General features: G+C 75.5%; 8 protein-coding genes and 1 pseudogene. 2 read left to right on the top strand and 7 right to left on the bottom strand.

The features are described 5' to 3' along the window. Positions 1-6 precede the first annotated feature (6 nt). The 4 genes from PUR56_RS12530 to argB all read right to left on the bottom strand — a co-directional run bounded on the left by PUR56_RS12530 (position 7) and on the right by argB (position 4,083). On the bottom strand, positions 7-999 hold the full coding sequence (locus PUR56_RS12530) for an ABC transporter substrate-binding protein (RefSeq protein WP_329948946.1): 993 nt from the start codon (positions 997-999) through the stop codon (positions 7-9). A 184-nt stretch (positions 1,000-1,183) separates the two neighbouring features. Further along, complete coding sequence (locus PUR56_RS12525; RefSeq protein WP_329880803.1) at positions 1,184-1,444, bottom strand: phosphopantetheine-binding protein; 261 nt, start codon at positions 1,442-1,444, stop codon at positions 1,184-1,186. Between the two features lie 83 nt (positions 1,445-1,527). Further along, positions 1,528-2,886: a lysine N(6)-hydroxylase/L-ornithine N(5)-oxygenase family protein gene (locus tag PUR56_RS12520; protein ID WP_329948945.1), complete on the bottom strand. Its 1,359-nt coding sequence runs from the start codon at positions 2,884-2,886 to the stop codon at positions 1,528-1,530. Positions 2,887-3,138: 252 nt separating this feature from the next. Further along, positions 3,139-4,083 carry an acetylglutamate kinase gene (gene argB / locus PUR56_RS12515; protein WP_443034486.1) on the bottom strand — a complete coding sequence of 315 codons (945 nt, stop codon included), beginning with the start codon at positions 4,081-4,083 and terminating at the stop codon, positions 3,139-3,141. 400 nt (positions 4,084-4,483) lie between these two features. Between argB and PUR56_RS12510 the strand changes: the two genes are divergently transcribed. Both PUR56_RS12510 and PUR56_RS12505 read left to right on the top strand, forming a co-directional pair. Next, a complete protein-coding gene (locus tag PUR56_RS12510) occupies positions 4,484-5,545 on the top strand; it encodes a FecCD family ABC transporter permease (RefSeq protein WP_329948944.1) in 1,062 nt (353 codons plus the stop codon). Then, positions 5,542-6,669: a FecCD family ABC transporter permease gene (locus PUR56_RS12505; RefSeq protein ID WP_329948943.1), complete on the top strand. Its 1,128-nt coding sequence runs from the start codon at positions 5,542-5,544 to the stop codon at positions 6,667-6,669. The genes PUR56_RS12510 and PUR56_RS12505 overlap by 4 nt, the downstream gene beginning before the upstream one ends. 82 nt (positions 6,670-6,751) lie before the next feature. Here the strand turns inward: PUR56_RS12505 and PUR56_RS12500 are convergent, their stop codons facing one another. The 3 genes and pseudogenes from PUR56_RS12500 to PUR56_RS12490 all read right to left on the bottom strand — a co-directional run. Further along, positions 6,752-7,606: a siderophore-interacting protein gene (locus PUR56_RS12500; protein ID WP_329948942.1), complete on the bottom strand. Its 855-nt coding sequence runs from the start codon at positions 7,604-7,606 to the stop codon at positions 6,752-6,754. A 152-nt stretch (positions 7,607-7,758) separates the two neighbouring features. Then, positions 7,759-15,024 (bottom strand): non-ribosomal peptide synthetase, encoded by a 7,266-nt coding sequence (locus PUR56_RS12495; RefSeq protein ID WP_329948941.1) that lies wholly within the window; start codon positions 15,022-15,024, stop codon positions 7,759-7,761. Then, positions 15,021-22,193: pseudogene (locus PUR56_RS12490) on the bottom strand (amino acid adenylation domain-containing protein); the annotation flags it as partial. The pseudogene PUR56_RS12490 and the gene PUR56_RS12495, both read right to left, overlap by 4 nt. Positions 22,194-22,198 lie beyond the last annotated feature (5 nt).

Below are 22,198 nucleotides of genomic sequence, written 5' to 3'. Positions count from 1 at the left end.
GGTGGGCTAGAGGCCCTTGAGGATGGTCTCGATCTGGTCGAGGACGTTGATCGAGGTGCCGTACCGGTCGGTGGTGGCGTAGGTGACCGGGATGACCTTGCCGGCCTGGACGGCCTTGAGGTTCTTCCAGGACGGCTGCTTGTCGAGGTCCTTGGTGTCCTGCGGGACCTCGCCGGTGGCGGCCATCTTGGGGACGAGGATGAGGTCGGCGTCGGCGAGGACGTCGAGCTTCTCGACGGAGTAGGTGGTCTCGTGCTCCTTGGTGTCCGAGGACGCCTGGGAGAACTTGGCACCCGCGTCGTTGAGGACGCGGCCGACCCAGGAGGTGCTGGTGTCGACCAGGAACTCGCCGCCGCCGTAGGAGGAGGCGATGGTCCACTTCACGGAGTTGAGCTTGGTCGCGTAGTCCGTCTTGATCTTCGCGGCCTTGGCGTCGTAGTCGGACTTCAGCTTCTTGAACTCCGCCTCCTTGCCGACGGCGGTGGCGATCTTCTCCTGCGCGTTGAGCAGGTCGACCGGGGTGTCGACGCCGAAGTACAGGGTGGGGGCGATGCCTTCGAGCTTCTTGATGCCCCAGTCGAAGGCGCTGGCGCCCTCGACCACGATCAGGTCGGGCTTGAGGGAGGCGACCTTCTCGATGTTGATCTCGATGCCGGAGCCGATCGGCTCGATCTTCTTCGCGGCCTCGGTCTGCGAGGGCAGCAGCTCCATCGGGTTGTTGTCGTCGATGGTGCTGGTGCCGACCGGCTGGACGCCGAGGTCGAGCAGGGCGCCCGTGGCGTAGGAGACGCTGACGATGCGCTTGACGCCGGCCGGGACGGTGATCTTGCCGTTGGTGGCCTCGACCACCACGGGGCCGGACGCGGCGCTGCCGGCCGAGGGCGTGCCCGCGGCGTCCTTGCTGTCGCCGTTGGAACCGCAGGCCGCGAGGGTGAGCGCGGCGGTGGCGGCGACGGCGGCGATTCTGACGCTGCGGGACGTCAGGGCACGGGTGTTCATGGTTCTCCTTGAAGTGTTACGAGGTGCGCGGCGGGTTCGGTGTGTCGGGCGAGCCCGCCGGAGTCCAGGGGGCCCGGTGCCTGGGGGCACGGGCGGTTTCGGCGGTTCCGGTCCTGCTGGGTACGGCTCTGGTGTTGCGCGGGCACGGCCCGGGGTGGTGCCCCGGGCGCGGCTCGGGTACGGCTCAGGCGCGGCTCAGGTAGGCCGACCAGGAGGCCACGGTGGGCTCCGCGCCGAGGTCCGCCAGGTCGGCGAACTCGGCCCGGGCGCCACGGGCGCGCCAGACCTCGACGAGGTGCATCACCCGCATCGAGTCGAGGCCGAGGTCGCGCAGGTCGTCGTCGTCACCGATGTCCTCCGGGCGCTCGCCGAGGATGTCGGCGATGTCCGCCCGGACGGTGTCCGGGTCGAAGCCCGTCGGGCCCGGTGCGGTGCTGGCGCTCATGCTGAAGGTCCGTTCGGTAGCGAGGGCGTGCGGTTCGGTGGGTCCGGCCGGGTGGATCCGGGCCGGTGGCCCGGGATCCGTGGTCAGCCGGCTACGCCGAGGCGGCTGTTCTGGGCCCGCAGCTGGGCGCCGGTCTGGCGCAGCAGGAGCGAGTCGCAGATCTCCCCGGAGCGGATGGCCAGGGTCGAGAGCAGGGCGGAGGTGATCCCGTGGGTGTGCTCGGTGCCGCCCTGGAGGTAGATCCCCACGTCGACGTGGTCCTCGGTCAGCACCCGGTGGTCGCGGTCGACGCGCAGGCGGCCCTGCTCGTCGGTGAGGAGCGTGGGGGCGAGGTCGCCGAGCAGCTCACGGGGGTCCACGTGGGTGTAGCCGGTGGCGAGGACGACCGCGTCGCAGTCGAGGGTCTGCTCCTCGCCGGTGGTCAGCGAGCGGACCTCGGCGCGCACGCCGTCCGTGTGCTGGGCGACACCGGTCAGGCGGTTGGCGTTGAGGACGCGCAGCCGCTCGCGGCCGGCGACCTTCTCCTGGTAGACGATCCGGTAGAGCTGCTCGATCAGATCGCCGTCGACCACGGAGTAGTTGGTGTTCGCGTGGTAGCGGAGCAGGGTCTGCTTGGCCTCCTCGGAGGCCCCGTAGAACTCGTCGACCGCGGCCGGGTCGAAGATCCGGTTGGCGAAGGGGCTGTCGTCGGCCGGGCTGTAGCCGTAGCGGGAGAGGACCGCGCAGATCTCGGCGTCGGGGAACGTGCGGTGGAGGTACTCGACCGCCTCGGCGGCCGACTGGCCGGCGCCGACCACGGCGATCCGTCGGTGGCGCAGTTCCTGGCCGACCAGCGTGGGTGCCTGCAGCAGCAGGTCCCGGGCGTGCCAGACGCGCTCGCCGAGCGTGACGCCGTCGGGGACACGCGGGGTCAGACCCGTGCCGACCGTGATGTTCCGGGCCCGGCGGACCTCCTGGTCGCCACCGGTGACCGCCTCGGAGACGACCTCGACGCTGTCGATCCGGCCGTCCGACTCCACCGGCCGCACGGCGGTGACCTTGCGGCCGTAGGCGGCCTGGTCGGTGAACTCCGCGGCGCACCACTCGAAGTAGTCGTGGAACTCCAGGCGGGTCGGGTAGAAGGACTTCAGGTTGATGAAGTCGACCAGCCGGCCCCGCTCCTGGAGGTAGGACAGGAAGGTGAAGCGGCTTCGCGGGTCACGCAGGGTCACCAGGTCCTTGAGGAAGGAGACCTGCATGGTGGCGCCGTCCAGCAGCATGCCCCGGTGCCATCCGAAACGTTCCTGCTTCTCCAGGAAGCGGACGGCGAGCGACTGCCCGGGGTTGCGACGGTTGTGGTCGTCGATCGCGATCGCCAGGGCCAGGTTGGCCGGGCCGAAGCCTATGCCGACCAGGTCGTCGACGCTGCCACCTCCGTAGTTTGCGCCGTTCTCGCGCGACATGACTCAATCCTTCCGTCTACTACTCGTTCAGGGGCCTGGAGCGGAGCTCCCGGACCTGTCGAACCCCGGCGTGACCACCGAAGACCTAAGGCAAGGCTTGCCTAAGTTCCCTTATCGGAGCCATGGAGTCAAGTTCACCGACCGGACCCGCATCCGGGCTCCGATCAGCGGTTTCTCCGAGTCGGGTGTGCTCATGACCGGATTTTCCGGACAGAGCGTCTGAATCAGGACATTCGAGCCCCGTTCACGGGCTCACCGCAGCGCGGGAGCCGTCTGCACCGCGGCATGCGGAGTGTCGGCCGGGGCCTCCGGCCGGGCCACGATCTCCGTCCCGGGGGAGGAGTCACCGAAGGACCGCAGCAGGGCGTAGGGCACCCGCCCGTCCAGGACCCGCACGACGCCCACCCCCGCCCGCAGCGCGTCGAGACAGGCTTCCATCTTGGGCACCATCCCCCCGGTCAGGCCCGGCAGCAGCTCGGCCAGCTCGGGCGCGGTGAGCCGCGACACCACCTCGGTGTCGGAGGGCCACGAACGGTAGAGGCCGGGGACGTCGGTCAGCATCAGCAGCACGTCCGCACGCAGCGCGCCCGCCACCGCGGCGGCGGCCGTGTCGGCGTTGACGTTGTAGACGTTCCCGTCCTCGCCCCGGGCGACCGAGGAGACCACCGGGATGCGCCCGTCCGCCAGCAGGGTCGACAGCAGCGACGGACTGACGGAGGAGACCTCGCCGACGAGGCCGATGTCGACCCGTTCGCCGTCCACCACCGCGTAGCGCTTGCGCGCGGTCATGGTGTGCGCGTCCTCGCCGGTCATCCCGACCGCGAACGGCCCGTGGGAGTTGATCAGGCCGACCAGCTCCCGCTGGACCTGACCCGCCAGCACCATCCGGACGGCCTCCATGGCCTCCGGCGTGGTGACCCGCAGGCCGGCCGTGAACGAGGAGGTCAGTCCGAGCCGTTGGAGCTGTGCGCCGATCTGCGGGCCGCCGCCGTGCACGACCACCGGGCGAAGGCCCGCGTAGCGCAGGAGGACGACGTCCCGGGCGAAGGCGGCCTTCCGGGCCTCGTCCACCATGGCGTTGCCGCCGAACTTCACGACGACGGTGGAACCCCGGAAGCGCCTCAGGTCGGACAGGCACTCCTGGAGACCGGGCGGGCGCCGCCCGGCTCCGACTCCGCCGGACCTGCCAGGACTCACACTGCCTCTGCCCACCAGTCCCACGCGTCCTTTGTCTCAACTCGTTCATTCCGGCCGCACCGTGTCCCACCAGCCCGCCCGGTCACGGTCGAGGAAGGTGAGTCCCCCGCCCGGCCCTGGTTAGGCAAGGTTGACCTTACATTGCCCACTCTGCCCCGTCACGACCGCGAACCCGGCGGGCGGCGAGGTTCCGCCACCCCTCCGGCACCGCGCGGAGCCGGTCCGGCCGACTCCTGACGGGTCGCCAACCCCCGGTCAGCGGCCGCTCGGAGGGGCTACGGCGAGGCCGGTCCGGGCGCCCGGACCGGGCACCGAATCCGGCCAATTTAGGATAGGCTCACCTAACTAAAAATCGTGGCGGAGAGTGTTCCGCCCCACCCTCCGAGGAGTGAGTGCACGAGTGAGCCTCGTTCAGCAAGGGGTCCCCGCGGGCGGCCCCGCCGAACCCCTCCGGTCCCGACGGACCGCGCCCCGACTACGCGCCGCAGGGCTGCTGGCCGCCCTCCTGCTGCTCCTCGTGATCGTGGCGCTCAGCATCTCGGTGGGTGCACGATCCATCCCCTTCACCACCGTCCTGCACGGGCTCTTCGCGCCCGACGGAACCGAGAACGCCGTCATCGTCCAGGACTACCGGCTCACCCGGACCCTGCTGGGACTCGCGGTGGGCGCGGGCCTCGGCCTGGCCGGCGCCCTCATGCAGGCGCTCACCCGCAACCCGCTCGCCGACCCGGGCCTGCTCGGCATCGAGTCCGGCGCCTCCGCCGCCGTCGTCGCCGGCATCGGCCTCTTCCACGTCACCACCCTGGCCGGCTACGTCTGGTTCGCCCTGGCCGGCGCCGCGCTCACCGCGACCGCCGTCTACACCCTCGGCACCGCGGGCCGCTCGGCCGCCTCCCCGATCCGGCTGGTCCTGGCCGGCACCGCGGTCAACGCCTCGCTCATCGCGGGCATCTCCACCCTCACCTTCCTGGACCGCGACTCCTTCGCCACCCTGCGCACCTGGTCCGTCGGCACCCTCGCCGGGCGCAGCGACGCCGTCCTCCTCCAGGTGACGCCGTTCCTGCTGACCGGCATCGTGCTCGCCCTCGCCCTGGCCGGTCCGCTGAACGCGCTGGCCCTCGGCGACGACATCGGCAGCGCGCTCGGGGCCCGGCCGGCCCGCACCCGGGTGCTCGGCGCGGTGGCGGTCGCCCTGCTCTGCGGCGCGGCGACCGCCGCCGTCGGGCCGATCGGCTTCGTCGGCCTCATCGTGCCGCACGCCGTACGGCTCGTCACCGGGCCGGACCAGCGCTGGCTGCTGACCTACTGCCTGGTCCTGTCCCCCGCCCTGCTGCTCGGCGCCGACGTGCTCGGGCGGATCCTGGTCCGCCCCGACGAACTGGCCGTCGGCATCGTCACCGCCGCCCTGGGCGCCCCCGTCCTCGTCGCCCTGGTCCGCCGCCGGAAGGTCCCCCAGCTGTGAGCCCCCTCCCGGACAGCCCGTCCGGCACCCTGCTGCCCCCGTCGGCCCCCCGCGCCCTGCCCGCGCCCGCGGTACCGGACCCGGCCCGGCTCGTCCCCGGTCTGCGGATCCGCCTCGGTCCCCTGCAGCTGCGGGTCGCCCGGCGTCCGCTGGTGGCCGGCTGCGGTCTGGCCCTCGCCCTGCTCACCGTGGCCGTCGTCACCCTCGGCACCGGTGACTTCCAGGTCTCCCCCGTCGACGTGGTCAAGGCGCTGGCCGGCCAGGGGACCGCGGCCACCGACTACGTGGTGAACAGCCTGCGGCTGCCCCGACTCGCGGTCGGCCTCATCGTCGGCGCGGCCCTCGGCCTGAGCGGCGCCGTGTTCCAGAGCCTGGCCCGCAACCCGCTGGGCAGCCCGGACCTGATCGGGTTCGAGACCGGCGCCGCGACCGGGGCGCTCCTGCAGATCCTCGTGTTCGGCGGCGAACCGTTCGCGGTGGCGCTCGGCGCGGTCGGCGGCGGGTTCGCCACCGCCCTGACGGTCTACCTGCTGGCCTACCGGCGCGGCGTGCAGGGCTACCGGCTGATCGTGGTCGGGATCGCGGCGGGGGCGCTGCTGAGTTCGGTCAACGCCTACCTGATGATCGAGGCGTCGATCGACGAGGCGCAGGCCGCGGCGGTCTGGCTCACCGGCTCGCTGAACGGTCGGGGATGGGACCAGTTCGGCCCCGCGGCGCTCGCGATCGGGCTCCTGCTGCCCGCCGTCCTGCTGCTCGGCCGGCACCTGCGGCTGATGGAGGCCGGCGACGACGCGGCGAAGGCGCTCGGCGTGCCGGTGGAACGCTCACGCGCCCTGCTGGTGGTCTCCGCCGTGCTGCTCTCGGCCGTCGCCACCGCCTCGGCCGGGCCGATCTCCTTCGTCGCCCTGGCCGCACCGCAGCTCGCCCGCCGCCTCGGCCGGGCCGCCGGCGTCAGCCTGCTGCCCTCCGCGCTGATGGGGGCGCTGCTGCTCTGCCTCAGCGACCTCGCGGCCCAGCGGGTGGTGGCCCCGATCCAACTGCCGGTCGGCATCATGACGGCGGCGATCGGCGGGCTCTACCTCGTCTGGCTGCTGCTCCACGAGTGGCGGTCCGGACGCCGCTGAGCCGACCGGACCCACCGCACCGCGAAGGCGCGGGCCCGCCCCCACCCGGGGGACGGTCCCGCGCCTCCGCGGTGACGGGCGGTCAGGAGGCGGCGTCGGCGCCCGGCTCCTCCTCGTCGTCGTCGGCGAGGTGGTGGTCCAGGTTGACGGTGCCGCGCTTCCAGTAGCCGTCGACGTCCGTGTAGTCCCGGTCGAACCCGGCGGCGCGCAGGTGGCGGCGGATCGGCTTCAGCTCGCCGGCCTCCCCGGTGATCCAGACGTAGGGCCGCCCGGGCGGGAACTCCAGGGCGCTGATCGCCCGGTGGAGCAGGTCGCCCTCGCCGTGGGCCAGGCCGTCGCGGTGCACCCAGGTGATCGCGGCGTCGGCCTTGGTCTCCAGGTGGTGCTCCTCACCGGCGTCGTCCACCAGGATGAACACCTTGGCGACCGCTCCCTCCGGCAGGATCTCCAGGTACCGGCTCAGACCGGGCAGGCCGGTCTCGTCGGAGGCCAGCAGGTACCAGTCGAACTCCAGCGGGACCATCACCGAGCCGCGGGGCCCGGCCAGACCGAGCTTCTGGCCGGGGGCGGCCTGCGCGGCCCAGACCGAGGCGACGCCGCTGCCGTGCAGGACGAAGTCGAGGTCCAGCTCGCCGGCCACCGGGTCGAAGCGGCGGGTGGTGTAGTCGCGGGAGATCGGGAACGGCGGGACGTCGGGGAAGATCAGGCCCTCGTCGTCGTCGCCGAGCAGGGGGAGCACGGGCTCCAGCTCGCCGGGCGCCGGGAAGAAGGCCTTGACGTGGTCGGCGGGCGCCCGGTCGATGAACCCGGCCAGCTCGGGGCCGCCGAGGGTGACCCGGACCAGTCGGGGGGTGACCCGGGTGACCCGGATCACCTCCAGGGTCCGCAGGGCCAGGTCGTGGTAGACGGTGTCGATCAGGGGGGCGTTGCTGGTCATGGGGGTTGTCCTCTTCTCGGAGCCCGGGGACCGCCGTGCGGTCCCCGGATCATGCGGTCGTGCGATGGCGGCCCGGGTCCCGCCGGGGTCGGCGGACGGACGGGCGGAAGGCGCGCCCGCGGGAGGGGCGCGGGCGGACCGGCGGGGCCGGTTCACACCCCCTCCGCCAGCGCCCGCTGCACCAGCGGGCCGATCTCCTCCAGCGCCTGCGCGTCCATCAGTTCGTCGTGGGCGACGTCGAGCACGTGCTCGGCCAGCCTGCCCCGCAGGTACGGCGGCCAGACCTTCGCGGGCGCGTCCTCGGGGGCGGTGGTGCGGGCCGCGGTGACGAACAGGGCGTCGCCCGTCCAGACCGGGGTGCGGCTGCCGGCCAGCAGGCCGACGCAGTGCACGTTGGTGTCGACGATCGCGTGGAGCAGATCCTCGTCGAAGCCGGCCAGCATGCCCTGGCTGGCCCGGATCGCGGCGATCGCCTCCTCCCGGCCGACCGGTCGGCCGGCCTCTCCCCCGGCGCCGGCCGTGTCCCCGGGCGCGTCCACCGCCGTGTCCCCGGGCGCCGCCAGGCCGAGCCCGGCCACCCCGGTCAGGAACCCGCTCTCCTCCTCGGCGAGCCGCTCGCGGAAGCGCGGGTCCGTGACGAAGGACCAGTCCTCGGTCTCCGGCGGGTAGGCGTCCAGCAGCCCGAGGAGGGCCACCTCCTCACCGCCCTCCTGGAGCAGCGCCGCCATGGTGTGGGCGACCGTCCCGCCGAAGGAGTAGCCCAGCAGGTGGTACGGGCCGTGCGGCTGCACCGCCCGCACCTCCGCGAGGTACAGCTCGGCCAGACCTCGGACGTCCTCGACCTTCGGGAGCTCACCGCGCAGGCCCGGCGACTGGAGGCCGTACAGCGGGCGCTCCCGGTCGAGATGGCGCAGCAGGCCCGCGTACTGCCAGCTGAAACCGGAGGCCGGGTGGACGCAGAACAGCGGCGGCAGCGCGCCCTTCTCCCGCAGCGGCAGCAGGGTGCGCAGCGCGTCACGGCGGGCGTCGGTGCCGAGCCGGGCCGCCGCCCCCGCGACGGTCGGGGCGGCCATCAGGGTGGCGACCTGGACCGGGGTGTTGAGCTCGGCCCGGATCCGGCCGGCCAGCCGCATCGCGAGCAGCGAGTGGCCGCCGAGTTCGAAGAAGTTGTCGTCGACACCGACCTCGGGCAAGCCCAGGACCTCCGCGAAGAGCTCGCAGAGCAGGGCCTCGCGGGCGTCGGCGGGCGGCCGGGAGGACCCCCGGCCGGCGGGGCCGGGCACCGGGAGCGCGGCGCGGTCGACCTTGCCGTTGACCGTCAGCGGCAGCGCGTCGAGCTCGACGAACGCGGCCGGGACCAGGTACTCGGGCAGGGTCGCGGCCAGTGCGGCGCGCAGCGCGGCGGAGTCGGCCGGGAGGCCGGGGGCGGGGACGGTGTAGGCGACCAGGCGTGCGCCGCCCGGGCCCCGCTGCGCGACGACGGCAGCCGCGGCGACGGCGTCCAGGGCGAGCAGCGCGGACTCGACCTCGCCGGGCTCGACCCGGAAGCCGCGGATCTTGACCTGCTGGTCGGCCCGGCCCAGGTAGTCCAGCCTGCCGTCCGCCCGGAACCTCATCCGGTCGCCGGTGCGGTACATCCGCCCTCCGGGCGGGCCGTACGGGTCGGCGACGAAGCGGCCGGCCGTCAGACCGGGCCGGTCGTGGTAGCCGCGCGCCAGGCCGTCCCCGGCGAGGTACAGCTCGCCGGGCACGCCCACCGGGACCGGGCGCAGGGCCTGGTCCAGTACGTACGCCCGGGTGTTCATGACGGGCCGTCCGACGGTGGCGGTGGCGCTCTCGCCGACGCCCGCGCCGAGCGCGTTGATGGTGTACTCGGTGGGCCCGTACAGGTTGTAGCCGGTGGTCCCGTCGGTCCGGTCGAGCAGCTGCCAGAGGGACTCGGGGACGGCCTCGCCGCCGAGCAGGACGAGCACCGGCCGGTGCCGGCCGTCGGCGAGCAGTCCGGCCTCGATCAGCTGCTGGGCGTAGGACGGGGTGACGTTGACGACGTCGACGCGCTCGCGGACGTAGTGGTCGACGAGGGCGTCCGGGTCGAGCCGCAGCCGTTCGCCGATGACGTGCACCTCGTGGCCGTCGACCAGCCAGAAGAACTCCTCCCACGACATGTCGAAGGCGAAGGAGACGGTGTGGGCGATCCGCAGCCGCCGCCCGCCGGCCCCGGTCACGGCGGGGCCGAAGATCCGGGCCCGGTGGTTGACCAGCATCGTGGTCAGCCCGCGGTGCGGGACGACCACGCCCTTGGGCCGCCCGGTGGAGCCGGAGGTGTAGATCACGTAGGCCGGGTGGTCGGCGTGACGCGGGGCGGTGAGGTCGGCGGCGGTCACCGGCCCGGCCGGGACGGCGGCCTGTTCGGCCAGGCCGTCCGGGTCGTCGAGCACCAGGCGGGGCAGGTCGTCCGCGGCGGGCAGGCCGGCGCCGACGGCCGTGACGGTGACGAGGCAGAGCGGGCGCGCGTCGGCGAGCATCTCGGCGAGCCGGGCGGCCGGGTGGTCCAGGTCGAGCGGCAGGTAGCCGGCGCCGGTGCGCAGCACGGCGAACAGGGCGACGACGAAGTCCGCGGAGCGCGGCAGCGCGAGGGCGACCAGGCGCTCCGGCCCGGCGCCGCGGGCGATCAGGGCGTGTGCCAGCCGGTCGGCCCGGCGGTCGAGTTCGGCGTAGGAGAGCCGCTCCTCGCCGAAGACCAGGGCGGTCGCGTCCGGGGTCCGGGCGGCCTGCTCCGCGAGCAGCCGGTCGACGGTGGTGTCGGGAACGGCGTGGCCGGTGTCGTCGCCGAGGCCGAGCAGCCTGCCCAGCTCGGCCGGTTCCGGGGTGCCGAGCCGGCCGACCGGGGCGGCGGGGTCCCCGGGCAGGGCGCGGACCAGGGCGGCGAGCCGTTCGGCCACGGCCCGGGCGGCCTCGGCGTCGAACAGGTCGGGCCGGTAGGCGAGGCTCAGCTCCAGGGCGCGCTCGGGCGTGACCGCGAGGGTCAGCGGGTAGTGGGTGCCGTCCACGCTGTGGGTCCAGCCGATCGCGTGGCGGGCGACGGCCTCCTCCCGGGCCGAGTCGTCCAGCGGGGTGTTGCGGAACACGTACAGGGTGTCGAAGAGGCGGCCGAAGCCGCTGAGCCGCTGGATCCGGCCGAGGCCCACCTGGTGGTGGGGCAGCAGGGCGGCGTGCTCCCGCTGGACCCGGACCAGGAGGTCGCGCAACGGCTCCCCGGGCCGGACGGTCACCCGGAACGGGAGGGTGTTCATGAACATCCCGATCATGGTGTCCACGCCCGCCAGCTCCGGCGGCCGGCCGGAGACGGTGGCGCCGAAGACCACGTCGTCCGAGCCGGTGAGGCCGGCCAGGGTGAGCGCCCACGCGGTGGACAGCACCGTGTTGAGGGTGATGCCGCAGGACCGGGCGAAGGCGCGCAGCCCGTCGCTGGTCGCCTCGTCCAGGACGATCGGGCAGACCTCGGCGATCACCGGCTGCCGGGCCGGGTCCTCGGGCGCGACCAGGGTCGCCTCGTCGAGGCCGGCGAGGTGGACCCGCCAGGCCTCGGCGGCGGCCTCGCGGTCGGTCGCCGCGAGGTGGCGCAGGAACTCCCGGTACGGCGTGGCGGGCGCCAGCGCGTCCTCGTCGCCGCCGTGCCGGTAGAGGGCGAACAGCTCCTCGAAGAACAGCGACTCGGACCAGCCGTCGGTGAGGATGTGGTGCTGGGTCACGCAGAGCACGTACCGCTCGTCGGCGAAGCGGAACAGCGCGACGCGCAGCAGCGGCGGCGCCGCGAGGTCGAACCGGGTGGCGGCGTCGGCGTGCGAGAACTCCTCCAGGGCGCGGTCCTGGGCGGCCCGGTCGAGGTGGCCGAGGTCGGTCTCCTGCCAGGGCAGCTCCCACGCGCCGGGGACGATCTGCACCGGCTCGTCGAAGCCCTGGTGCCAGAAGCCCGCCCGCAGGTGGGGGTGGCGCCTGAGCAGCGCCTCGAAGGCACGGCGCAGCGCCGTCCGGTCGACGGCGTGCAGCAGCTCGATGAAGTTCTGCATGAGGTAGACGTCGAGCGCGCGGTCGTCGTAGACGGCGTGGAAGTACAGGCCCTCCTGGAGCGGGGAGAGCGGCAGCACCTCCTCGGCGTCGGGGCGGAGTTCGGCGGCCAGGGCGAGGGCCGCCTCGGGGACGAGGACGACGGCGGCGGGGTCCGGGCCGTCGGCGACGGTCCCGGCGTCCACCGCCGCGGCGGCGAGCCGGGCGGGTGTGCGGTGCTCGAAGACCTGGCGGGGGGTGAGGACCAGCTGCTCCTTGCGGAGCCGGCCGACCAGCTGGATCGAGCTGATCGAGTCCCCGCCGAGGACGAAGAAGTCGTCGTCGGCGCCGGCCGCGGCGAGGCCGAGGACGTCGGCGAAGACGCGGCACAGGACGGCCTCGGCCGGGGTCCGCGGAGCGCGGGAGGCCGGGTCGCCGGTGAGGACGGGGGCGGGCAGGGCGGCGCGGTCGAGCTTCCCGTTGACGTTGAGGGGCAGGGCGTCCAGGGCCACCAGGGCGGCGGGGACGAGGTGTTCGGGCAGCGCGGCGGCCAGGGCGGCGCGGGCGCCGACCGGGTCGGCGTCACCGGTCAGGTAGCCCACCAGGCGGCGGACGCCGGGGGTGTCCTCGCGGACGACCACGGCGGCGGTGGCGACCCCGGGCAGCGCGGTGAGGGCGGCCTCGATCTCGCCGGGCTCGATCCGGAACCCGCGGATCTTGACCTGCTCGTCGGCCCGGCCCAGGTAGTCGAGGAGGCCGTCGGGCAGCCTGCGGACGAGGTCCCCCGTGCGGTACATCCGGCTGCCGGGCGGGCCGTACGGGTCGGCGACGAAGCGGCCGGCCGTCAGACCGGGCCGGTCGTGGTAGCCACGGGCCAGCCCGGTCCCGGCCAGGTACAGCTCGCCGGGGGCGCCGTCCGGTGCGGGGCGCAGCGCGTGGTCGAGGACCCTGGCGGCGGTGCCGGCGATCGGTGCGCCGACCAGCGGGCGCACGCTGTCCGCGAGGTCGGCGGCCAGGGCGTCGACGGTGTACTCGGTGGGGCCGTAGAGGTTGACGGCGCGTACGCCGTCGGCGGCGCGGACCGCGCTCCACTGGGCGGGCGGCACCGCCTCGCCGCCGAGCAGCAGCAGCCCCGGGCGGTGGGCGCCGTCGGCGAGCAGCCCCCAGTCGAGGAGCTGCTGGGCGTAGGTGGGGGTGACGTCGAGGGTGTCGACGCGGTGGCGGCGGACGTAGCCGGTGACGAACTCGGGGTCGCGGCGCTCCGTCTCGTCGAGGAGGTGCAGTTCGTGCCCGGCGAGCAGCCAGAACAGCTGCTCCCAGGAGGTGTCGAAGGAGAACGAGGCGGTGTGCAGGGCCCGCAGGGGGCGGCCGGCCGCGCGGGCGGCCGGGTCGAGCAGCGCGGCCCGGTGGTTGGCGTAGAGGTTGGCGAGGCCGCGGTGGGTGAGGACCACGCCCTTGGGGCGGCCGGTGGAACCGGAGGTGTAGATGACGTAGGCGGGGTGCTCCGGGTCGACGGCAGGGAGCGCCGCGTCGGGCCCGGGGCCCGGGGCGGTGGCGGTGGCGGTGGCGGTGTCGTCCGGGCCGTCGAGCAGCAGCGGCCGGGGGCCGGCCGCGGGGAGCCGGTGGACGGTGCCCGCGGTGGTGACCAGGCAGGCCGGGGCCGCGTCGGCGATCATGTCGGCGAGGCGCTCGGCCGGGTGGTCGAGGTCCAGCGGCAGGTAGGCGGCGCCGCTGCGCAGCACGCCGAGCAGGGCGGTCACCGCGTCCACCGAACGCGGCACCGCGAGGGCGACCACCGACTCGGGGCCGATCCCGCGTGCGACCAGCCGGTGGGCCAGCTCCGCGGAGCGGCGGTCCAGTTCGGCGAAGGTCACGGACCGGCCGCCGGAGACGACGGCGGTGGCCCCGGGGGTCGCGGCGGCCTGCGCCGCGAAACGGTCGGCGACGCTCCCCCCGAAGGCGGCGGCCTCCGGGCCGTGCCCCGCCGCCGCCAGCCGGGCGTGCTCGTCGTCGGTGGTCAGCCGCAGCCTGCCCACCGTCGTGTCGGGGTCGGCGGCGATCCGCTCCAGCAGCGCGGCCAGCCGCTCGCCGATCCGCTCGACCCGGCGGTCGGTCAGCACGTCGGGCCGGTACTCCAGGTGGACCTCGACGGTGCGGCCGAGGTTGACGGCCAGGGTGAGCGGGTAGTGCGTGGCGTCGCGGGCGGTGACCCCGGTGACGGCGGCCCCGCCGGCGAGCGCGGGGCGGGCGGACGGGTCGGCGGGGTAGTTCTCGACCACGAGCAGGGTGTCGAACAGCTCGCCGCCGCCGGCCTGCTTCTGGATCGCGTGCAGGCCGAGGTGGTGGTGGGAGAGCAGTTGGTTCTGTTCGCCGCGGAACCGGCGGACCAGCGCGGCGACGCTCTCCTCCGGGCGCACGGTGACCCGGACCGGAACGGTGGTGATGAACAGTCCGATCATCGAGTCGACGCCGGACAGTTCCTCGGGCCGGCCCGACACGGTCAGGCCGAAGACGGCGTCGCGCCGCCCCGTCAGGGAGCCGAGCAGCAGCCCCCAGGCGCACTGGACGAGGGTGCTGGGGGTGGTGCCGAGCCGGCGGGCCGCCGCGGTGAGCCCCGCGGTCGCCTCCTCGGTGAGCCCCCGGGTGTGCCGGGCCGGCCGGACCGCCGGCCGGCCGGGGTCGGCCGGGGCGAGCAGGGTGGGGCCGTCCGTCCCCGCCAGCGCCGTGCGCCAGGCGCGTTCGGCGGCCGGCCGGTCCTGGTCGGCAAGCCAGCGCAGGTGGTCGCGGTAGGGGCGCACGGCGGGCAGGTCGCCGGGGTCGCCGTCCCGGTCGTACAGCTCCAGCAGCTCACGCACCAGGAGCGGCATCGACCAGCCGTCCACCAGGATGTGGTGCACGGTGACGATCAGCCGGTACTCGGTGTCGGCCACCCGGGCCAGCAGCAGGCGCAGCAGCGGCGGCCGGTGCAGGAGGAACCGCTCGGCCAGCTCGGCGCGTTCGGCCCGGTCCAGGGCCTCACCGTCCGGGACGCCGCCGGACGGGGCGGTGGCGGACGGGGCCGTAGCGGACGGGGCCGTGGCGTGCCCGGCCCGGAGGTCGGTCTCGCGGACGGCGATCCGCAGCTCGGCGGGGACGAACTGGACCGGCTCGGGCACGTTCTCGTGCCAGAACCCGGCGCGCAGGTTGGCGTGCCGGCGCAGCAGCGCGTCGGCGGCGGTGCCGAGCCGGGCCGCGTCGACCGGGCCGCTCAGCGAGACGGTCAGCTGGACGGTGTAGACGTCCGTGGCCCGGTCGTCGTAGGAGGAGAGGAACAGCATGCCCTGCTGGAGCGGGGAGAGCGGGAGCATGTCCGCGAGGCCGGTCCTGGTCATCGCTGGTCCTTCCACATCTGTTCGAGCATGGCGATCTGGTCCTGGTCGAGGGCGAGCAGATCGAGGTCGGAGGGGGTGTGGCCGCCGGAGCCGGCGGTGCCGGCCCAGGTGGCGAGGCCGTCGAGCGCGGCGGTCCACGCCTCGGCGAGGGCGCGTGCGGTCGACTCCGGCAGGGCGCCGGCGGCGGGGATCCAGTCCGCGACGAGCCGGGGGCCGTCGGGGCCGGGGTCGATCCGGGCCACGATCTCCAGCGCGTGGGAGAGCGGGGCCCCGGGGTCGGGCTCGACGCCGACGGCGTCGGCCTCGGGGGCCGGTCCCCAGCCGGTGCCGGGGGTGTGGGTGCGCCGGCCGAGGTAGTTCCAGAGCACTTCGGGCCGGGCGGCCGGGTCGAAGCGGCGGGCGGTGGCGGGGTTGGCGTAGCGGAGCAGGCCCGCACCGATCCCGCCGGCGGGGACGGCCCGCAGCTGTTCCTTCACCTCCTTGAGGGCGCGCCCGGCGTCCTCGGCGCCGGTGAGGGCGGCGGCCGGGTCGACCCGGCCGGGGGCGAGGCGCACGGGGTACAGGCTGGTCAGCCAGCCGACGGTGCGGGAGAGGTCAGCGCCGGGCAGCAGGTCCTGTTCCCGGCCGTGGCCCTCCAGTTCGACCGGTAGCCCGCCGTCCGGCCGGTCCGGGTCGAGGTGGGCGGCGGCCAGGGCCAGCGCGGTGAGCAGCACGTCGTTGACGGTGCCGTGCACGGCCCCGGGGACGGTGTCGAGCAGGGGCGCGGTCCGTCCGGCGGAGAGCGTGACGGTGAACGGGCGCGCGGTGTCGGCGGTGTCCCGGGCCGGGTCCAGCGGACGCGATCCGATCAGGCGCCGGTCCTTCCCGCTCTCCCCGGCCGCCAGCCAGTGGCCGAGTTCGGCGGTCCGGCGGGGGCTGTGGGCCTCCGCGAGGAGGTGCTCGGTCCACGCGCGCAGCGAGGTGGCGACCGGTTCCAGGACCGGCGGCCGGCCGGCGGCGGCGTCCTGCCAGGCGGCCCGCAGGTCGTCCAGCAGGATGCTCCAGGAGACCTCGTCGACCGCGAGGTGGTGGGCCGTCAGCAGCAGGCGGCCCGCGGCCTCCCGGCCGGCGTCCAGGTGGACGGCCTGGAGGAGGCGTCCGGTGCCGGGGCGCAGGCGGCCGACCGCCGCGTCCGACTCGGTGGCGACCAGCTCCCGCAGGGCGGCGTCGTCGAGCCCGGCGGCGGGGACGGCGCGCAGGCTGTCGGCGGCGGTCACCGATCCGGGCGGGGCGGTTTCGGCCGACCAGACGCCGGGGTCCGGCCGGTGCAGGACCTGGCGCAGACCGGCGTGCCTGTCGAGCAGCGCCTGGAGGGCGGTGGCCAGGTCCGCCGTAAGGACACCGGCGGGCAGGAGCACCAGCCGGGCCTGGGCGATCCGGTCGACCGGGCCGCCGCGTTCGGCGAGCCAGTGGGCGATCGGGGGCAGCGGCAGCGGACCGGTTCCGTCGTCCTGCGGCCGGACGGCGGCCGGGGCGGTCCCGGCGGCCGGCGCGGCCGGGACGGCGAGCTCGGCGAGCCGGGCGGGGGTGGGTGCCTCGAAGACCTGCCGGGCGGTGAGGGTCAGGCCCGCCTTGCGGGCCAGCGACACCAGCCGGATGGAGACGATGCTGTCGCCGCCGAGTTCGAAGAAGTCGGCGTGCCGGTCGACGGCGGTCTGGCCGAGGGCCTCGGCCATCAACCGGGCCAGCACGACGGCGGGTTCGGCGGTCCCGGAAGGTTCGGCGGGCTCGGCGACAGTCGCGGCGGCCTGCGCGGTCCCGTCGGCCGTGCCGGGCTCGGCCGCCGGGGCGGCCGGCGGCGCCGGCAGGGCCCGGCGGTCGAGCTTGCCGTTGACGGACAGCGGCAGGGCGTCGACGAGGACGATCGGCGCCGGCACCATGTACGCCGGGAGCCGCTCCGCCGCGAGCTTGCGCAGGTGGCGGGTGTCCGGAACGCGGCCCGGCTCCGGGACGACGTACCCGATCAAGCGGTCGCCCCCGGTGCCCGACGCGCGGACGGCCGCGGCGGCCAGGGCGACGCCCGGCAGGGCGGCCAGCGCGGCCTCCACCTCGCCGAGTTCGATCCGCAGGCCGCGCAGCTTGACCTGGTCGTCGGTCCGGCCGAGGTAGTGCAGCCGGCCGTCGGCCGTCCGCCGGGCGAGGTCGCCGGTGCGGTACATCCGGCTGCCGGGCGGACCGTACGGGTCGGCGGTGAACCGCTCGGCGGTCAGCGCCGCCCGGTTCAGGTAGCCGCGCGCCAACTGCACCCCGGTCAGGTACAGCTCCCCGGGGGTCCCGAGCGGGACGGGACGCAGCCGCGCGTCCAGGACCCGGACCCCGGTGTTCCACACCGGGCTGCCGACGGACACGCTGCCGCCGGACCGGCCGGTGCCGGGCCGGTAGTGCTCGGCGGTGACGTCGACCGCCGCCTCGGTGGGGCCGTAGAGGTTCTCCAGGGCCACCTCCCGGCCGGCGCAGGACTCCCGGAAGCGCTCGGCGAGATCGACCGGGAGGGCCTCGCCGCTGCACACCACCCGCCGCAGCGAGGGGCACTCGGCGAGCCGCTGGTCGGTGAGGAAGGCGGCGAGCATCGAGGGCACGAAGTGCGCGACGGTGGCGCGGTGGCGGCGGATCAGGTCGGCGAGGTAGCCGGGGTCACGGTGCCCGTCGGGGCGGGCGACCACCGCGGGCACGCCCGCGGCGAACGGCCAGAACAGCTCCCAGACCGAGACGTCGAAGCCGGCCGGGGTCTTGTGCAGCACCCGGTCGTCCCCGCCGAGGGGGTAGGCGTCCTGCATCCACCGCAACCGGTTGACGATCGCGGCGTGGCCGACCTGGACGCCCTTGGGCAGGCCGGTGGAGCCGGAGGTGAAGATGACGTACGCGGGGTGGTCGGGCCTCAGCGGGGCGAGCCGGTCGTGATCGGTGACCGGTCCGGCCGGGGCGGACGCCAGGGCGGCCTCCGTCTCCGGGTCCCCCAGCAGGACGGCGTCGGGGGCGTCGGCGGGCAGCCGGCCGGCCGATCCGGATTCGGTGAGCACGCAGACCGGGCGGGCCGTGCCGAGGAGGTGGCGCAGCCGCTCGGCCGGGTGGTCGAGGTCGAGCGGCAGGTAGGCGCCGCCGGCCCGGACCACCGCGTGGACGGCCACCAGCAGGTCGGCGGAGCGCGGCAGGGCCACCGCGACCACGCTCTCCGGGCCGACCCTGCGGGCGATCAGCAGCCGGGCGAGCCGGTCGGCTCGGTCGTCGAAGGCCGCACGGGACAGCTCGGCGCCGTCCGTCAGCACCGCGGGGCGGGCGGCCCCGGCGCGGGCTCCGGCGGCGACCAGGTCCGGCAGCGTGGCCGGGTCGCCGGGGACGGCCGGGTGGTCGGTGGACTCCGGTCCGTACAGGGCGAGTTCACGCTCGCCCTCGGCCATCGGGTCGAGGTCGGCGACGGGGCGCGCCGGGTCCGCGACGGCCTGCTCCACGAGGCGGACCAGCCGGTCCGCGAGGGCGCGGGCGGTCGCTTCGTCGAAGCGGTCCCGGCTGTACCGGACGCCGCCCTCCAGTCGCCCGCTGCCGTCGGCGGCCGGGCCGACCGCGAACTCCAGGTCGAACTTGGCGCCGCCGGTGTCCACCAGCAGCTCCGCCGCCGGGACGTCGAAGAGCCGGGCCGGGGCGGGAGCGGCGGAGTGGAAGGTGACCATGGTCTGGAAGAGCGGGTGACGCCCGGCCGTACGGGCCGGCGCGACCGCCCGGACCACCTGGTCGAACGGCAGGTCGGCGTGGTCGAAGGCCTCCAGGTCGGCGTCCCGGACCCGCTCCAGCAGGGCGGCGAAGGCCGGGGTGCCGGAGAGGTCGGTGCGCAGCGCCAGGGTGTTGAGGTGGTAGCCGACCTGGTCCCGGAGGACGGCCTCGCCGCGGGCCGAGACGGGTGCCCCGACCACGATGTCCTCGCCCCCGCCGAGCCGGTGCAGCAGCGTGGCGACCACGGCGTGGACGGCCATGAACAGGGTGGCGCCGTGGGCCCGGGCGAGTGCGGTGAGCGCCCCGGCGGTGTCGGCCGGGAGCTCGAAGAGGGCGACGGCGCCCCGGTGGGTGGGGCGGGCCGGCCGGGGGCGGTCGGCGGGCAGCGCGACCTCCTCGGGCGCCCCGGCCAGCGTGCGCGTCCAGTAGGCCCGCTGCCGGTCGCCGGTCCGGGCCAGCAGCTCGCCCTGCCAGCGGGCGAAGTCCGCGTACTGGACGGGGAGTTCGGCGAACTCGGGGGCCCGTCCGGCCCGTCGGGCCGTGTAGGCGGCGTCGAGGTCGGCGAGCAGCGGGGCGGTCGATTCCTCGTCGCCCGCGATGTGGTGCAGCGTCAGCAGGAGGACGTGCTCGCCCTCGTCGACCCTCACCAGGTGGGCACGGAACGGCGGCTCGGCGGCGAGGTCGAACGGCGGAGCGAGCAGGGTGCGCAGGGTGGCGTCCAGCCCGTCCTCGCCGACCGGCAGCACGGTGAGCGGCACCGGGTGCGCGCCGGGAGCGAGCACCTGCTGGTACGGCTCGCCGTCGTGCTCGCGCACGACGGTCCGCAGGCTCTCGTGCCGGGCCGCGACGTCGGCGAGGGCGGCGGCGAGGGCGCCGGGGTCGAGCGCTCCGGTGAGCCGGAGCGCGATCGGTACGTGGTAGGCGGAGCCGGAGTCCTGCACCTGGTGGAGCAGCCAGAGGCTGAGCTGGGCGGGCGACAGCGGCGGGTGCGCCGGGCGCGGGCCCGCGGTGAGCTCCGGCCGGTCGGTCCCGGCCCGCTCGGCGAGCCGGGCGGCGAGCCCGGCGGGCGTGGGCGCGGCGAAGACGTCCCGGACCGCGGTCTCGGTCCGCAGCACGGTGCGGATCCGCCCGGCCAGCCGGGTGGCCAGCAGGGAGTGGCCGCCGAGGGCGAAGAAGTCGTCCTCGGGCCCGACCTCCGGGAGGTCGAGCACGGTGGCGAAGGCCCCGCAGAGCAGCTCCTCGCGGGCGTCGCGCGGCGGGCGGGAGAGCGCCACCGCCGGGGCGGACGGGGCGGGCAGGGCCGCCCGGTCCAGCTTGCCGTTGGCGGTCGTCGGCAGCTGCGGGAGCACCACCACGGCGGCGGGCACCAGGTAGTCGGGCAGCGTCCCGGCGAGGGCGCGGCGCAGGGCCGCCGGGTCGGCGCCACCGGTGGCGTAGCCGACCAGGCGCCGGTTGCCGGGGGTGTCCTCGCGGACCAGCGCGGCGGCGGCGCCGACGCCGGGCAGGGCCGCCAGCGCGGCCTCCACCTCGCCGAGTTCGATCCGGAAGCCGCGCAGCTTGACCTGGTCGTCGGTCCGGCCGAGGTACTCCACCAGGCCGTCGGCCGTCCGCCGGGCGAGGTCGCCCGTGCGGTACATCCGGCTGCCCGGCGGACCGTACGGGTCGGCGGTGAACCGCTCGGCGGTCAGCGCCGCCCGGTTCAGGTACCCCCGCGCCAGCTGCACCCCCGCGAGGTACAGCTCACCCGGCACGCCCGGCGGCACCGGACGCAGCCGCGCGTCCAGCACGTGGGCCCGGGTGTTGTCGAGCGGACGCCCGATCACCGGCCCGTCGGCGTCCGCCGTCCCGGCCACCAGGGCGTCGACGGTGAACTCGGTCGGCCCGTAGTAGTTGACCACCCGGACGTCCGGGTGGCCGCGCAGCTCGGCCCAGAGGTCGGGCGGCACGCCCTCGCCGCCGAGCAGCAGCACCGGCGGGCGGTGGGCGCCGGTCAGCAGGCCGGCGTCCAGCAGCTGCCGCGCGTAGGAGGGCGTGACGTCGAGGGCGTCGATCCGGTGCTCGGCGCAGTAGCCGACGACCGCCTCGGCGTCCCGGCGGACGATGTCGTCGAGCAGGTGCAGTTCGTGGCCGGCGATCAGCCAGAACAGCTGCTCCCAGGAGGAGTCGAAGGAGAACGACGCGGTGTGCAGGGCGCTCACGCGCCGGCCCAGTGCGGCGGCGACCGGACGGTAGAGGGTGCGGTCGTGGTCGTGGTACAGGTTGTCGAGTCCGCCGTGGGTGAGGACGACCCCCTTGGGCCGCCCGGTCGAGCCCGAGGTGTAGATGACGTAGGACACCTCGGACGGGTCGGCCGGGACGTGGACGGTCGCGGCCGGTCCGGCGGCGAGGTCCGCGGCGGTGGCCGGGTCGTCGAGGACGAGGGTCCCGGTCCCGGGCGGCAGCAGCCGGGCGCTCGCGCCGGTGGTCAGGACGACGTCCGGGGCCGAGTCCGCCAGCATGTGGGCGAGCCGGTCGGCGGGCAGCCCGAGGTCGAGCGGCAGGAACCCGCCGCCCAGGCGCAGCACGGCCAGCAGGGCGGCGACCGCGTCGGCGGTGCGCGGCAGGGCGAGCGCGGTCAGCGTGCCCGGTCCGGCGCCGTGGGCGATCAGCAGGCGGGCGAGCCGGTTGGCGCGCTCGTCGAGCTCACGGAACGTCAGCCGGTCGGCGCCGGCCACCACGGCGGTGGCACCGGGGGTGGCGGCGGCCCGGGCGGCGAACTCCTCGGCGACGGTGGTGACCGGGCGGACGCGGCCGGTGGCGTTCCAGCGGTCCAGGTCGGCGTGCTCGCCGGGGGACAGCAGGTCGAGCCGGCCGATCGGGGTGCCGGGCTCGGCCGTCACCAGGGTCAGCAGGCGGACCAGCCGGGCGGCCAGGGTCTGCACGGTGGCGCGGTCGAACAGGTCGGTGGCGTAGCGGATGCCGCCGACCAGTCCGTCGGCGGCGGGGTCGCCGGCCGCCGGATCGGCTGCGGACGAGCCGCCGGGCCGGGCCGGCCTGAGCACCACGTCGAGGTCGAACTTGGCGGCGCCGGGGTCGACGGCCACCTCCTCGGTGGCGAGGCCGAACAGCCGGGAGGTGTCGGGGGCCGCCTCCTCCAGGGCGACCATCGCCTGGAACAGCGGGTGGCGGCCGGGGGCCCGGGGCGGGGCGAGCTCCTCCACCACCCGGTCGAACGGCACGTCGGCGTGGTCGAGGGCGGCGAGGTCCGCGGCCCGGACCCGGTCGAGCAGTTCGGCGAAGGTCGGATCGCCCGACAGGTCGGCGCGGAGCACCACCGTGTTGACGAAGAAGCCCACCAGCCCGTCCAGCGCGGCCTCCCCGCCGCGCCCGGCGACCGGCGTGCCCAACGGGACGTCGTCACCACCGCCGAGCCGGTGCAGCAACGCCG

This window comes from Streptomyces sp. BE303, from assembly GCF_036290945.1.
Classification (GTDB): domain Bacteria; phylum Actinomycetota; class Actinomycetes; order Streptomycetales; family Streptomycetaceae; genus Kitasatospora.
Note: the sequence above shows the minus strand (reverse complement) of the source record. Positions and strands in the feature narration are given on the sequence as shown.

Excerpts from the sequence above, each read along its gene's own strand:
- PUR56_RS12530 (WP_329948946.1), bottom strand. The coding sequence starts at position 999 with ATGAACACCCGTGCCCTGACGTCCCGCAGCGTCAGAATCGCCGCCGTC.
- PUR56_RS12525 (WP_329880803.1), bottom strand. The coding sequence starts at position 1,444 with ATGAGCGCCAGCACCGCACCGGGCCCGACGGGCTTCGACCCGGACACC.
- PUR56_RS12520 (WP_329948945.1), bottom strand. The coding sequence starts at position 2,886 with ATGTCGCGCGAGAACGGCGCAAACTACGGAGGTGGCAGCGTCGACGAC.
- PUR56_RS12500 (WP_329948942.1), bottom strand. The coding sequence starts at position 7,606 with ATGACCAGCAACGCCCCCCTGATCGACACCGTCTACCACGACCTGGCC.
- PUR56_RS12495 (WP_329948941.1), bottom strand. The coding sequence starts at position 15,024 with ATGACCAGGACCGGCCTCGCGGACATGCTCCCGCTCTCCCCGCTCCAG.